This window comes from Lysinibacillus sp. G4S2, from assembly GCF_030348505.1.
Lineage (GTDB): Bacteria > Bacillota > Bacilli > Bacillales_A > Planococcaceae > Lysinibacillus.
Genome location: NZ_JAUCFJ010000002.1, coordinates 154709 through 169998 on the forward strand (window position 1 = coordinate 154709; position 15290 = coordinate 169998).

Here is a 15290-nt window from a genome sequence, read left to right on the forward strand (position 1 = left end):
TTACCCTCCTATTCCCCTAAAAAATACAGTGAATCTTGGGCTATATTTAAAGTGATGTCTTCACCAATTTTTTTGAACTGACCGTTCATATTAATAATCATTACTTTTAGTGAAAAATCAATACAGTCCACAATGTAGTTCACACTAATCCCTGTAAATTCAACGAAGGTAATTTTACCTGTTAATGTGTTTTCACCAGTACCTTGATGAATAGATTCAGGACGAATAGAAATAAAAACTTTGTCTCCAATCATATGCGTTAAAGTGGGGGAGCTTTGTTTCTTTCGCCCAGTGAGAACAAGTCCACTTGCTGTTTTTACTTGTATATCGTCACCATTGACGGCGTCGATTGCCGCTTCAATGAGGTTTGTCTCACCAATAAAATCTGCTACGAAGCGGTTTGAGGGCCGATTATAAATTTCTTGAGGAGTACCGATTTGTCTGACGTGCCCATTTTCCATGACCATAATACGATCTGACATGGACATAGCTTCCATTTGATCATGCGTAACATAAATGGTTGTGACACCGAGCTCGGACTGAATTCTTTTTATTTCAATCCGCGTTTCTTCACGTAATTTCGCATCTAAATTTGATAATGGCTCGTCTAATAATAAAATATCAGGTTCAATCACCAGTGCTCTTGCCAATGCAACCCGTTGCTGCTGCCCACCAGATAATTCATTAATTTTCCGATTGCCATATTGTGATAAATGGACAAGCCCTCTAATACGGTCAACTTTTTGCTTAATCTCTGCCTTTGAAAATTTCCGTACTTGTAAGCCAAAGGCGATATTTTCGTCTACCGTCATATGTGGAAAGAGGGCATAATTTTGAAACACCATACCGATGTTCCGTTTATTCGGTTGAAGTCTTGTCACGTCAAAATCATCAAAAAGAATTTTCCCCTCCGTTGGATAATAAAAACCGGCTATCATCCTAAGCGTTGTCGTTTTCCCACAACCACTTGGACCGAGAAAAGTGAAAAACTCACCAGCTTTAATATGGAGATTTAAATCTTTTACGCCATGTATTTGACCGAATTTCTTAGAGACATTTTCTATTTTGACACTTTTCAAATGAAATGCTCCTTTCTCGTTAGAAAATTAGTTGCATGAAGCCTCGAGCAAAATATACTCGAGGCTTATAAACATGAACAATATTCGTAGATGTTTTAGATTTCAGAACTATAGGACAAGTTAGGAATTGGTCACTTTTTTCCTCGGCCTTTAATATTGTTATCCCAATGCTCCATCCATTCAGCTTCTTTCTCAGTCATGAGCTGCCAATCTATATCAAAAGTTTTTAAATCTAATTCTTTATACCACTCAGGCATTGCGGCTTTATCGATATCTGAGCGAGTAGGGATTTGATAGTAATCGTTGGCTAGTTGAGTCACCATTCCTTTTTCAAATATGAATTCTGTGAAGAGCTTTGCATTTTCTAAGTTTTTTGCATTGTTTACAACAGCAACACCATCAACTAAAATCGGAGCACCACTCTTCGGATAAATGTAATCGAACGGATAATCAGTCGTATATTTCTTTAATAAAATATCTTGCAAATTCCATAAAGAAACGCTGCCTTCTTGTCGTGTCATCTTTAAATAAAGTGCATTTGGATCTTGCGTATATTCCTTCGTATTGGCATCTAATTTTAATAACCAATCGTAGCCCTTCTCAGGTGTATCTGCACCTTGACGTAAAATCATAGATGAGTAAATAGTACGCATCGTCCCAGATGCTAACACACCACGAATTAAAATTTTATCCTTCCACTTTGGATCTAATAGATCATCCCAATCTTGTGGGCCCGTTTCTTTCGTTAATAATTCTTTGTTAATCATAATGACCTCTGGCAGTAACATTTCACCAAACCAACGACCATCTGCATCTTTATAAGCTGCATCAATGGAGTCGTTAAAGCTAGGCTTCCAAGCGTGAAGTAAATCCTCATTGGCACCGACAGTTAGCGCAGATTGCGTACCGCCCCACCAAAAATCAGCCTGAGGATTTGCTTTCTCACCACGTAGGCGTTCTAAAATTTGTTGTGCGCCCATCGTTAAAAATTCCACTTCAATGTCCGGGTACTTTTCATTAAACTGAGCGATTACCTTTTTCACCATTTCTTCATCGCGCCCTGTATAGATCACAAGCTTTCCAGATGGTGTAGCTGCAACATCGGTCTTTTCAGAATTAGACGTTTTGTCGTTATCCTTTGCATCTTTTGTAGCAGTCTTGTTAACACTACTACAAGCAGCTAAGACAATAACCATCAGCACAAGTAAAAAACCGAAAATACGTGTTTTCTGCATAATCTTCCCCCTCCCTAATAGTGAAAAACTTACATATAGCAGTATAATCCGGAGACACTGCATTAATGTTAGAATAATTAAAAAATTATAATTAGATTCATAATAACTAAGTAAATAATAGATAGCAAAGGTGTTTAACTAAAGCTGAAAACTCTTAACTCTTTAAAGTAGCGAGTAGTCTCGATTTTGGGGGGATTGAGAATAGATTATCAAAATATGTACGAAAGTGTGCAAATATTGACTTGTATCAGAAGGTTTTACCCTTAGTCAGCGATAATCATTAAAGGATTTCCTTTAAAGGATGTCCTTTTTTGTTTTTTTTTGAAAATGGAATGATTTTATATAAAGTGTTGAAAAATGGTTCTTGATGCTTCGACAGTGCAAGTAATACAGAAGTGGTACCATCAAAAACTCTTTACACAAGATCTTAAAAGTGCTACTAGTTTTCAACAATACTCGTTGAAAATCATTCAAATCAAGTGCAAATTTTAAAACGCATTAATTTCAAATTCACTATTATCAAATTTTGCTAGAAAATTAACAAAAGTTGATTTTTATCCTTTTGTAAAGTGCGATACAATCGGAGATTGCAAGAGATGAAAAGTAAAAAAAATACTTAAAAGAGGGAAAAAATGTTTAAAGGAGTTTGGTTAGAGGTATAGGTTAAGTGTAAAAAGTAAATAATTTTGTATTTGTGGTAATAGTAGTGATGCTTCTGAGTATTTCTTTTTAATCTATTGCTAAATCACATATTTATATATTGAAAGGAGATTACTAAATGAAAAAAGTATTTTTACTATTAGTTTCCATGCTTTTGGTGTTTTCTCAATTGTCATTGGGTAGTCTAACTGTTTATGCGACAAGCAATGGTGAGAATGATATTGTAATGCCCGATGATGAATATGAGAAAGAACCATCGAACAAAGAAGATGAAACCATAACTTTAGATTATGAAGACGAAGTTAAATTGCCAAATGATAATATTGTAGTCCCGGTTAATGAGGAGGGGGACTATAGGGAGGATGACTATTTAACAAAAATTGTAGGCAATGGTGTTGTCATTATAGGATATCAGGGCGATAAATCAGATATCGTAATTCCAAGTGAAATCAATGGTAAACCAGTTATAGAAATAGGGTACCTAGCATTTGCTAATAAGCAACTCAGAAGTGCAACGATTCCTTCAAGCGTGACAACAGTAGGAGAGAGTGCATTTGCTTATAATCAATTAACAAGTGTAGAAATACCATTAAGTGTGACAACGATAGGAGATCGTGCATTTTCTAATAATCGTTTAACAAGTGTAGAAATACCATCAAGTGTGACAACGATAAGAGAGAGTGCATTTTCTAATAATCAATTAACAAGTGTAGAAATATCATCAAGCGTTACAATGATAGGAATCGGTGCATTTTCTGATAATCAATTAATCAGTGTAGAAATACCAACAAGCGTGACAACTATAGGAAGCAGTGCATTTTCAAAAAACCAATTAACGAGTATAGAAATCCCCTCAAGTGTGAAAATGATAGAACCATATGCGTTTGCTTATAATAAATTAACAAGTATAAAAATCCCAACAAGCGTGACGACGATAGAAATCGGTGCATTTTTTGAAAATCAATTAACAAGTATAAAAATCCCCCCAAGCGTAACGACAATAGGAAACAGCGCATTTGCTTATAATAAATTAACAAGTATAGGACTATCCTCAGGCGTAACAACGTTAGGAGAGCGGGCATTCTTTAGTAATAAATTAACAAGTATTGAGATCCCTCCAAGCGTAACAACGATAGAAAACTATGCATTTGCTTATAATCAATTGACAAGTGTAGAAATCCCCGCAAGTGTGACCACAATAGAATCGGAAGCATTTAGTTATAATCAATTAGATTTTATAACTTTTCATGGAGCACATGAATTCCAATGGGCTACAACTCCTTTTAAATTCCAATTTAAGAATGGAAAATCTTTTTTAGGATGGTTTGAAGATGAAGATTATACGATAAATTGGAATAACACTGTATCCAAACCAATGACTGTTTACGCTAAGTGGAGTCCCTTTGCTGTCATGTTTGATACCGATGGCGGAAATGAAGTTCCATCCCAAACAGTAGAATATGGTGAACTAGTGAAAGTACCATCCTCTCCAGTAAAAGCTGGATACACATTTGGAGGTTGGTATAAAGACAAAGGACTAATAGAAGAATGGAATCTCGATCAGGATGTAGTGAAAAAGGATATCACACTATACGCTAAATGGTTGAAACAAAGCTACATCGTTACTTTCGATGCCAATGGCGGAAACAAAGTACCATCCCAATCAGTAGGGGCTGGAGAGTTAGTAAAAGCCCCATCTACTCTAGTAAAAGAAGGGTACACATTTGCAGGGTGGTATAAAGACAAAGGGCTAACTGAAGCATGGAATTTCGATCAAGATGTAGTGGAAAAAGATATCACGCTATACGCCAAATGGTCGAAAGCAAGCTATATCGTTACTTTTGATGCCAATGGAGGAAGTGAAGTTTCATCGCAAACTGTTGGATATAACGAGTTAGTGAAAGCCCCTTCTAATCCAACGAAGGCAGGCTATACATTCAACGGCTGGCACAAAGATAAAGAATTGACAGTACTATGGGATTTTGCAAAAGATGTAGTGACAAAAAACGTGACATTGTATGCGAAATGGACAAAGGATAATACGTCGGGCGGTAGCTCAGGTGGTTCAGGAGGATCTTATCTAAATATCGTCACTTTTGACTCCAATGGTGGCAGTAAAGTGCCGTCACAAACGGTTGGCTTCAACGACCTAGTGAAAGCACCATCCACTCCCGTGAAAGAAGGCTATCAATTTGTTGGCTGGTATAAGGATGCAGCGCTTAACAATGCATGGGACTTTGCGAAAGATAAAGTAACAGCAGACATAACGTTGTATGCGAAATGGACAAAGGATAATTATATTGTTACTTTTGATTCAAACGGAGGCAGTAAAATCCCTTCACAAACAGTGGCATATAAAGCTTTAGTGAAAGCACCTGCTAATCCAAAGAAGGAAGGCTATTTGTTTATCGGCTGGTATAAAAATAAAGAATTCACAAAAGCATGGGATTTTGCAAAAGATGTCGTCGCAGAAGACTTAACATTATATGCTCGATGGATGAAGGAGAGTAATGGTTGTGATATTACTTTCAAGGATATTGATCATAACTGGGCACAAGATATGATTAAAGAAGTTGCCAAGCGATGCATTATTATAGGTTATCCAGATGGCACTTTCCGACCAAATGATATGACGCAACGTCAACACGTAGTACTTATGATTGACCGTGCATTACAACCAATACCAATTCGAGAGTCTGTCTCCTTTTCGGATGTCCCTAAAAGCCATCCCTATTATGAACAAATCACACGACTACAACGAGCGGGAATTGTGGATGGTTCAAACGAGGCATTTCGTCCAAACGCTTATATCACACGTGCCCAAATGGCAAAAATGATGGTGCTTGCATTTGGCTTAACGCCAGCAGGCAATAGTACGTTTAAAGATGTCGATCCATCGCATTGGGCAAGTGGATATATTGCCGCTCTAGCAGACAATAACATTGCACTAGGCGATGAAAACGGTAATTTCAGACCGAATGAAAATTTGACGCGTGCACAATTTACGGCATTTATGTACCGAGCGCTTGGTTTATAAAACTTAATACAGAAATAAGGGAGATGTATCAAAAAATATGATACATCTCCCTTCTAATTTAGATTAAAGTATTTACTTACTAATAGGCTCTAAAGATTTTTCCTTTTGTTGCCGTTGCGAAAGTATTGTCGGTAGCATCATACCGACAATAACCAAAATGATACCCGCTATTTGTAAAGAAGTTAGTGGTTCATCTAGAACAATCACTGAAACGGTAACGGCAACGGGTAACTCTATAGCACTTAAAATGGAGGCAAGAGCCCCTCCCACTTTAGGAACAGCTATAGAGAATAAATAAATCGGCAAAATAATACCGAAAATCCCAAGGGTTAATCCAAATTTCCATAAGCCTTCGTTAAATAATTTTCCGTTCCAAATAATTTCAGGATTTAGGAAAATACAAATCAAAATAAGAGCGACGAAGGAAACAATTAACACGCGTGATGTAGTTGTAATACCCTCCACATGTCGAGAGTTAAATTGGATAAAGCAAGCAAAGGTAAAGGCAGCAGCAAAACCTAGTAGCCAGCCTTGAACAGCGATACCGCTTAAATCTACATTTAGTACACCAGCAGCTAAAATGGTTCCAGCAAATAATACAATGAGAGAAATCACTTCAGCTCGACTTGGTAATCGCTTATGTAGTGCGCAATCTAATAGTAAGCCTATCCAGGTGAATTGGAACAGCATGACTACTGCAAGAGAGGCTGGTAGATACTTTAATGATTCACCGTATACAATCCCTGTAGTACCTGTAAATATTCCAGCGCAAACTAAAATAAACAGTCCCTTTTTAGAAAGCTTCGGCAACTGTCTTTGTGTCACTATAAAAATAGTTAGAACTATGATAAAGCCAATAATATATTGACTGGATACTGCTTCCCCTGATGTAAAGCCATGCTGCATAGCTACTTTGACAATTGTCGATAAAATTCCATAGCTACTTGAAGCGATGACTATTAATAGAGCGTAAAATAAATTTTTATTCATGTTTTTGTGTTTCACTTCCTAAAACTGTTTCACCATATGATGAAATGGTTCATCGATTATAGACCAAGGCTCTGTAATGACAAAGTCCATGCGTTCATACAGGCGACGAGCGTCCCCTTTTTGCGTTTCAACATTTAGTGATAATTTTGTATAGCTTCGTTTTTGTGTTTCTTCGATTGCGAATTGTAGTAATAATGTTCCAATTCCTTTACCTCGAGCTTCTGGTGCTACACAAATGGTATCGATATAATATTCATCTTCATGAGCCTCTTTATCGATGATAATGGATGGTGCATTTTTTTCTTCAAGCCATTTTACGAGATTTGCATCCATGTGAATGGCGTCAACACCATTATAGTAAACAAGAATTCCTACTACTTGCTCATCTTTAACAGCAACAAAAGTATTTAAATAGGAATGTCGATTGTCCTCACGCTTGAATAGTACAGTAAGTTCCTGTTCCACTGCTTTAGCTGTTTGTTCTCCTGTTAAACGGTTGGCAATATCACCAATCGCATCAATAATTAATGGTACAACGGCATGGGCATCCTGTAGTTGCGCTTGTCGAATTGTAATACTCATTGTCAAAATCCCTACCTTCCTATAGGCAAGTATAACAAAGATAGAGGATGTCTCAAGTTTTTGAATAAATGGTGATATTCTGAAAGAAGGTAAGGCCTCCGGCGGATGTCACGGAATCGGAAAGGAGTTCAATATAGGATGTTAGCTTAATGACATCGCATCCATGCGATAACGGCTAACTGACCTGCATCACGTAGGCCTAAGCACAAGGCCGATTCCGGTCGCATTGTTTATCTGTGCGAAAGCGAAGCGACAGCAACATTGTTTATCTGTGCGACAGCAACAATTATGTCAAGGCATAATTGATTATTTTTCCGAAAGTTTAAAACTTTATTCGACAACAAATTTCGTGTTAATCTATAATGACTAGAGTTTCAGGAGGACAACGATGACAAAGGAAGATAAGGATTTTATTTTAGTTTATGGAGACGCTTTTATTGATTATATTGCTGATGATGTAACAAATACATCCTTTACAAAATATATGGGTGGTGCAACGGTGAATGTTGCTGCAGGTATTAGCCGTATCGGTGCTCCATCTGCATTAATTACGATTACAGGAGATGACGAAGGCTCTCAATTTGTTCGAGATGGCCTTGCACAAGAAGGGGTAAACCTGGATTATGCCGTATTTGATCCTACAAAGCGTGTTAGCGGTGTTTATGTACATTTAACAGAAGCATGTGAGCGAATTTTTAAGGATTATGTCGATGAGACGCCTGATTTACAAGTTGAAGCGTCACAATTAAATGACGCAGCTTTTAAACATGCATCTGCTTTAACAGTGTGCTCGGGTACAATGTTCCATCCTACAGCCCTTGAAACAACACGTGCTGCTGTAGAGATGGCAAAGGAAAAAGGGACTATTATTGCAATGGATGCGAATATTCGTCCTCTACGTTGGAGCAGTGAACAGGTTTGCCGTGAGACCATTACTTCATTTTTTGAGCATGTAGATATTTTAAAGGTTACTGACGAAGAATTGTATTTCCTTACAGAGACGACTACGTTAGAAGAGGGAATTGAGCAATTAAATAGTTATTTAGTACCGATTATTTTAGTAACAGTAGGGGAAAATGGCACATATGCGGTATTAAATGGTGAAGTTATTCATGTACCGACAGAAAAGGTTGTGCCAGTAGATACTACAGGTGCTGGAGATGCATTTATGGCTGGTGTATTACGCGATGTTCATTACAATGGCTTACCTACAACGGAGGAGGAACTTGTCCGTTGTGCAAGCTTTGGTAATAAGCTAGGTGCTTTGGCAGCAACTAAGGCAGGAGCATTAACAGCTCTTCCATATTATGATGATATTAAGCATTTGCTAAAATAGTCGTTTGGAGCGTGCATACAATGGAGAAAAACTACGATGTATTAGTAAAGGACCGATTATTTTTTGGCGGTGCAAAAGATGCAGATTCTGCTTTTGAGCAAGAAGTAGTTGATGTCGTGATTGATGTTCGAGTAAACGGCTTAAGTGCTGAGGAGCAGGAGGCGGCTTCCTATGTGTACAAGCATATGCCAATTGCTGATGAGGAAATAGAAGTCGCACCATCTATTCAAAAAGTTGCAAAAGAAATTGTTTCTACCTATGAGAATGGACAGAAAGTATACTTCCATTGTGGAAGTGGGGGAGGTCGCGCAGGTGTTGCAGCGACTGCCGTATTAATGGAGCTTGGCGTAGCTAATTCTCTAGAGGAAGCGGAAGAGGCTGTAAAGAACGCTCGTCCACAAGTAACAATCCGACCTAAAATGGAAGATGCTTTGCAGAAGCTATATAAATAAATGAGAAGATGTGCCAAAGGATTTTTCCAATTTGGTACATCTTCTTTTTTATGACACTGCTAATCTATGACTCTTTCTTTTTCAATAGTTGGTTTATTTTTAAAAATATAATTCACTTTAATTTTTTGTAAGTTAAAAATACAAATTTTGGAGTGATTCAATTGACTACATTTACACCATTACAAGAATCTCAAGCCTTCGCGGAAGCTTTTCTATTGTCTACGGAGCAGTCATCTGTAAACCATCCTTATAAGAAGGACAAAGGTCGATATCCACGAGTACGGAAATTCTTCCAAAACTATTTGTTAGATGGTACAAGTGATGCTTCCACCTATCAACAAGGTGTTGGGCAATTAATGATGTTCTGTGCCCAGTTTGCTCAACAAAAGGCACTAGCTGGGGAGCGTGATGCAGTTTACGAGGAAATTGTTAAAACTGTGATTCCTAAACTTTTGGAAAGAACATATAATTTTCCGACAATCAATCCATTAGCTGGTTTTATTTATCTTGGTGTAGCAATGCTTAAGAAGTTAGATGAATGTCAGAGCGATGTATCGCTTTCTAATGTGGATGCTTTGTTAGTAAGATACCGAGACTATTTTGCTAATGAAGTATTAAATTCTAAAGAATACTATGCTTTAATGTATCATCGTACGCCGTCTGCTTGGACATACAATGATTCAGAAAAAGCGTATCGTTTTTCTACTGGTCCATATTCGGGGCAAATCGGATACTGGATAACGACAGCAGATTTATCGAACGATCCTCAAAAAAATTACTTAGAAATGCCTACAGTTCTTGATAGTTCAGGACAAGTTTCTTTTGCTGGTATTCAACCAGGAACAAGCGGTAGAGATTATATAGGTCACCATTCCTATTACAACACTAAAAACGAGCGATTTATTCTTAATGCGTCGATAAATGCAATTGCTTTTTGGATGGCGGCACATGTTTATGATGTAAAAGTTAATGGGACTGGAGCTTCATTAGATCCTGCATATAATATGAAAAATGCAATCCGAGATGTTCTTAGTTATACACATTGGGGATCTAATACTTCAGTTGCTAATGCTTCTAAAGGATGTTTCCAACAAGAGCCCTTTAACAATTCATTAACTGCTAAAAGGGTTCTTCCGGTTCATGGATTTTCCGAAGTAACTTTGGCAAATAGCATGCTACGATCTCGATTCGATTCTCCAGCCTATAATACATTTGCAATAACGTTCTTACAAATTTTTGCAAGTTTAATTGAAAACCCAACAGCTTCATCATGGTACAATCTTGTTCCAAATGTTGATTCAGATTCTGGGATTATGGTGACACAGATGATTAATACTTACCAAGACATTTTCACTAACTACTCAACTATTAAAAACACTTTAATTAGTAATGTGTTTAGCCAAGCTAAATATTGGGGTATGTACATTCCAGAAAATGCTATGTTAGATTCATCCGAGTTGATTAAAAATCCATGGCAAATGCCTAATAAGGGTGAGGGAATCAATCAAGCAATGGTTGGATTGTTCAATGTTTACCCTGGATTTACAGGTCAAGGCTTTGCAAATATTAATAATAAAATCGGAAAAGCAATAAAACTTCAACTTAAAGTTGGTCAAGCATTACATGGTCAAAGTTACTTCCCATCGCACGGTCGTTCAGGCCTTTGGGATTTAGCCCGCTTAGATGTATTAGCCGATGCTTCAAATACAGAAGGGACAGTTAGTTCAGCTACAGACCTTACTACTACTGACAAAGAATCTCCAAACTGTGCTGGTGCTCGTCGCACATTTTACGCTTTAGCTATGGCGTTAGCAGTCGATGATTCTAATGGTTTTGAATCAAATTAAGGCATTGTTCAACACGAGTGAATAAAACAAATGACTAAAAAAGCCTAATTATAAACACGTATAAATTTGGTAATCACGAATTTATACGTGTTTTTATGACCGTAAACTTTACTACTTTCGCACAGAAAACATCAGTTGGCTCAAGCGCTCATCGGACGCCCCCGGGGAGCTTTGCTCTGTGCGAAAGAGTAGCGACAGCAACAACAATGTTTTTTGTAGCGAAAGCGAAGCGTCAGCTACAAAGTGCCCAGTCGGAACGGAAATCAACCACACGTTATGGTGATAACCCTAATATTTGCCCGGTTTGTCGTTGAATACCAGTTGGAATAAAGTTATTATTGTGTCTAGGGAGGTTCTTCAATTGTCTTTAAATAAAGAACGAATTGACGCAGTAAAATTTATGCGAGTAACGGCGATGTTACTTGTTATTTTAATTCACGCTACTGGAGTTGCATTAAGTAAAATCCCACATGATAGTCCCTCATATTTTTTCTATTTATTTTTAAATCGCTTTACACGCTTTGAAGGCTCTGTTTTTGTATTTTTAAGTGGCCTTACATTGTTTTACAATTATGAATCAAAACCCTTTACAAAACAAACGTGGACAAACTTTTATAGGCGTAGATTTATGTTTATTCTAGGGCCATTCCTCATTTGGTCCATTTTTTATGAGCTATTTTCCTATTATCAAGGATTTCGAGTGTTTACAGATTGGAAGACGATGTTCACTTCTATCGTTACGGGGGGAGCCTATTATCATCTATATTTCATTTTAATTTTAGTGCAGCTCTATTTTTTAATGCCGCTTTTCATCTATCTTGTAAAGCGCTTTTGGTGGTTTAAAAAATATTTATTATTCATTGGCTTTGCCGTTGAATTAGCTGTTCAAAGCTACTTTGAGATGTTTGATATTTCCTTTACCATTCCATTATTTACAATATATATTGCGAGCTTTTTCTTCGGTGGATGGGTCGCATTACATTATCAATCCTTAAAGGAACAATGGTCGAAAAAGCAATATTTCATGTGGATTTCTTGCACCTTTTTATTAGGAATTTTTTATACAATGCTGTATTATTTCCGTAATATATTAGGATACGATGAAATTTCATATATGGTATTCAAATTTTTATCTATTAGTTATATGCTTCTCTCATGTTTCGTACTATTCAAAATCAGTATTTATTTAGTCCATCACGGAGGACGAAAGCTCAATGACTTTGCAGAGCATTTAAGAATTTATTCGTTTGGGTTTTATTTAGTGCATCCATTTATTTTATACCTATTAGGCGATAGTTTGAGAAGCCTCATTCCATCACATATACATTTATACATATTTATGAGATTTATCTTAACGGTCATTTTCTGTTATGTATTTATTCGCATAATGCATCGTCTTTTTCCGCGTGCTTGGTTTTTATTCGGAAATTTACCTGCGCCAGAGAGAAATAAAACCTCTTAGTTAATACACAATGACGTAGAAATATGAGACAAGACAAGATAAAAATTAAAAAAGAAACAAGAATCAGTATGCAATATTTTATATATGCTGCAACTGATGATCTAGCCGAAAAGCACTGTCAGATCAACCATGTATAAATGTATCCACAATTTATAGTTATTCAAACGAAAAGGCAGTAACGACAAGGGTTTGTCCTTTGTTGTTACTGCCTAATTCAGTTTTATGTAAACTGAAAGTGTATGAGAATGTATAAATTAAATCCTAATTTTCGATTCCAAAAATATCCGAATAATTTTGGTATTGTTCAACTTTGTGATTTTTTAAATCTTTACGATGTTTGAATGCTAATTGATTCGGATTATTATTCATAAGTATAAATAACTTCCAGGGCTTGTTGAGCATTTTCTAATCCTATAATTTGACCATCATCATCCACACCGATATACAATTCACCACCAATTGTATTGGCAAAGGCAATGACTGCTTTTTGGATGTTATTAGTCACTTCGCGTTTCCATTCTAATGTTGGTGATTTTTGCCAGTTCATTCAATACCATTCCTTTATTGATTATCAACATAAATAAAAATTAATCGATTAATCAATTGATTAATATCATATATAAATATCTAGTAATTGTATGTAAGATGACCGGCTAAATAATAACAATTTTGTTATATACACAATAGAACAAAATTGTTATAGTAGGTATATAACAATGGGTGAGGTGATCTGTATGATGGAGGAATTAGCGAAAATTCCTTGGGCAGTTATAGCGCCACTAATCATAGTTCAAATTATTTTAATGATTGTAGCTCTATTCGACTTACGTAAAATCCATGCAACAAATGGACCGAAAATATTATGGGTGTTTATTATTATTTTTGTTAATCTTTTAGGGCCAATTGCGTACTTTATAGTGGGGAGAAAACAATCATGACGACATTACTTCAAGTAACGGGGCTTACAAAGCAATTTGCAGACAAAGTAGTGGTAGATGGAATTGATTTCACATTAACAGAAAATACATCGACAGCATTAATTGGACCAAATGGTGCAGGTAAAACAACGACTTTATCGATGTTAACGGGTCTATTAAAACCTACCTCTGGAAGTGTAAAAGTGCTGAATGGTGATTTAAGATCTAATATTGGCTTTTTACCACAATTTCCGCAATTTCATCCGTGGCTAAGTGCGCTAGAGTTTACTGAAATGGCTGCAAAGTTAAATGGTGTGCCTGCAAAAAAAGCGAAATTAGCAGCACAAAAGACACTTGAGTTTGTGGGGCTAGGCAATGATGCAAATAAGAAAATTGCCACATTTTCTGGTGGCATGAAGCAGCGGCTTGGAATTTCCCAAGCAATTGTTCATAAACCTAAATTACTGTTATTAGATGAGCCTGTATCTGCTTTGGATCCGGTTGGTCGAAGGGAAGTCCTTGATTTATTGAAGGGCTTACAACAAGAAACCACTATTCTATATTCGACACATATTTTAAATGATGCCGAGGAAATGACTGATCAATTGTTGTTTTTACGGAATGGAGAGCTAGTAGAGCAAGGAACGTTGCGCGAGGTGCGTCAACGATTTGATGAACCAAATTATGTTGTGGAATTTAATACTGAAGAAGAGGCACAACATTTTACTAATAAATCTGAGCTCTTAGGAAATGTAAAGGGCCGTTTCGTATATATAGAAATCATTAATGAAAAGCCGAGCATGCAGGAGCTACTGCATCATTTAAGTAATGCTCCTTATAAAATACGGAAAGTGGAACGACAAACAGCATCACTTGAAGAGATTTTCATGAAGGTGGCGAGAAAAATATGAGAGGATTTAATGTACTTCTACAAAAGGAATTCAGAGAAGCTTGGCGAAGCTGGAAGTTTTTATGGATACCTCTTGTATTTGCTTTGCTCGGAATGAGTGATCCACTGACAAACTATTATATGATGGATATTTTAAATGCTGTTGGTAATTTACCAGAAGGCTTTGAAATGTTGATGCCAGAATTAATGCCAGTTGACCTATTACAAGCTTCCATTGGGCAATTTCAGACGATAGGGTTACTCGTATTAATGGCTACTTTTGTAGGGACTATTAGTAAAGAAAGAGCAAGTGGCATGGCTACTTTATTGTATGTACGTCCTATATCGTTTAGCGCTTATTTTATGAGTAAATTTGTCGTCATGAGTACTGTTGGCTTTGTTAGTATTTTAGCTGGTTTTGCTGCGAGCATTTACTACACGGTCGTACTTTATGGAACATTTGAGATAGGGTCACTTGTGGCAAGTTTTTTCACGTATTTTTCTTGGTTGCTCTTTGTGCTAGCGGTGACGTTGATGATGAGTGCTACCTTTAAAACAATAGTTGCGACTTCATGTGCATTTATTCTTATTTTTGTGGGGCAAATTATTAATGCAATAGTTGGTACATTTTGGACGATATCCCCGTGGAAGTTACCTGTATATGGCGTTCAATTAATGAGGGGTACGATGGAAATGTCTGATTATTGGTGGAGTCTCGTGATTACAATAATATCGACAATCGTTTGTATTGGTATTGGAACGATCACTATGAAAAGAAATGCATCGATGACGAAAATTTAAAGG

At 36.7% G+C, this 15290-nt stretch carries 14 protein-coding genes; 9 read left to right on the plus strand and 5 right to left on the minus strand.

All coding sequences use genetic code 11. The annotated features are described in order from the left end of the window. Positions 1-8 precede the first annotated feature (8 nt). Positions 9-1079 carry an ABC transporter ATP-binding protein gene (locus tag QUF91_RS01120; protein WP_289416535.1) on the minus strand — a complete coding sequence of 357 codons (1071 nt, stop codon included), beginning with the start codon at positions 1077-1079 and terminating at the stop codon, positions 9-11. A 131-nt stretch (positions 1080-1210) separates the two neighbouring features. Beyond that, positions 1211-2314 (minus strand): extracellular solute-binding protein, encoded by a 1104-nt coding sequence (locus QUF91_RS01125; RefSeq protein ID WP_289416536.1) that lies wholly within the window; start codon positions 2312-2314, stop codon positions 1211-1213. A gap of 778 nt (positions 2315-3092) precedes the next feature. Here QUF91_RS01125 and QUF91_RS01130 point away from each other — a divergent pair. Further along, entirely contained in the window at positions 3093-6011 is a 2919-nt protein-coding gene (locus QUF91_RS01130; RefSeq protein ID WP_289416539.1) for an InlB B-repeat-containing protein, read from the plus strand. 72 nt (positions 6012-6083) lie between these two features. Here QUF91_RS01130 and QUF91_RS01135 read toward each other — a convergent pair whose 3' ends face one another. Beyond that, positions 6084-7001 (minus strand): EamA family transporter, encoded by a 918-nt coding sequence (locus tag QUF91_RS01135; protein ID WP_289416541.1) that lies wholly within the window; start codon positions 6999-7001, stop codon positions 6084-6086. Positions 7002-7019: 18 nt separating this feature from the next. Further along, positions 7020-7583, minus strand: a complete 564-nt coding sequence (locus QUF91_RS01140; protein WP_289420011.1) for a GNAT family N-acetyltransferase — start codon at positions 7581-7583, stop codon at positions 7020-7022. A 388-nt stretch (positions 7584-7971) separates the two neighbouring features. On the opposite strand from QUF91_RS01140, the gene QUF91_RS01145 reads away from it, so the two are divergent. The 5 genes from QUF91_RS01145 to QUF91_RS01165 all read left to right on the plus strand — a co-directional run bounded on the left by QUF91_RS01145 (position 7972) and on the right by QUF91_RS01165 (position 12680). Next, positions 7972-8919 (plus strand): carbohydrate kinase family protein, encoded by a 948-nt coding sequence (locus QUF91_RS01145; protein ID WP_285398365.1) that lies wholly within the window; start codon positions 7972-7974, stop codon positions 8917-8919. Between the two features lie 20 nt (positions 8920-8939). Then, positions 8940-9371, plus strand: a complete 432-nt coding sequence (locus tag QUF91_RS01150; RefSeq protein ID WP_289416544.1) for a protein-tyrosine phosphatase family protein — start codon at positions 8940-8942, stop codon at positions 9369-9371. 161 nt (positions 9372-9532) lie between these two features. Further along, entirely contained in the window at positions 9533-11218 is a 1686-nt protein-coding gene (locus tag QUF91_RS01155; protein ID WP_289416546.1) for a hypothetical protein, read from the plus strand. A 95-nt stretch (positions 11219-11313) separates the two neighbouring features. Further along, entirely contained in the window at positions 11314-11532 is a 219-nt protein-coding gene (locus QUF91_RS01160) for a hypothetical protein (RefSeq protein ID WP_285398362.1), read from the plus strand. Between the two features lie 47 nt (positions 11533-11579). Next, positions 11580-12680 carry an acyltransferase gene (locus tag QUF91_RS01165; protein WP_289416548.1) on the plus strand — a complete coding sequence of 367 codons (1101 nt, stop codon included), beginning with the start codon at positions 11580-11582 and terminating at the stop codon, positions 12678-12680. A 361-nt stretch (positions 12681-13041) separates the two neighbouring features. On the opposite strand, the gene QUF91_RS01170 is transcribed toward QUF91_RS01165, so the two are convergent. Beyond that, on the minus strand, positions 13042-13227 hold the full coding sequence (locus QUF91_RS01170) for an AlbA family DNA-binding domain-containing protein (RefSeq protein WP_285398360.1): 186 nt from the start codon (positions 13225-13227) through the stop codon (positions 13042-13044). A gap of 187 nt (positions 13228-13414) precedes the next feature. Between QUF91_RS01170 and QUF91_RS01175 the strand changes: the two genes are divergently transcribed. Genes QUF91_RS01175 through QUF91_RS01185 form a run of 3 tightly spaced genes read left to right on the plus strand, consistent with a single transcriptional unit; the run spans position 13415 to position 15287 of the window. Then, positions 13415-13618, plus strand: a complete 204-nt coding sequence (locus QUF91_RS01175) for a PLDc N-terminal domain-containing protein (protein WP_285398359.1) — start codon at positions 13415-13417, stop codon at positions 13616-13618. Then, on the plus strand, positions 13615-14508 hold the full coding sequence (locus QUF91_RS01180) for an ABC transporter ATP-binding protein (protein ID WP_289416550.1): 894 nt from the start codon (positions 13615-13617) through the stop codon (positions 14506-14508). Before QUF91_RS01175 ends, QUF91_RS01180 begins: the two co-directional genes overlap by 4 nt. Further along, positions 14505-15287 (plus strand): ABC transporter permease, encoded by a 783-nt coding sequence (locus tag QUF91_RS01185; RefSeq protein ID WP_285398357.1) that lies wholly within the window; start codon positions 14505-14507, stop codon positions 15285-15287. Before QUF91_RS01180 ends, QUF91_RS01185 begins: the two co-directional genes overlap by 4 nt. Positions 15288-15290 lie beyond the last annotated feature (3 nt).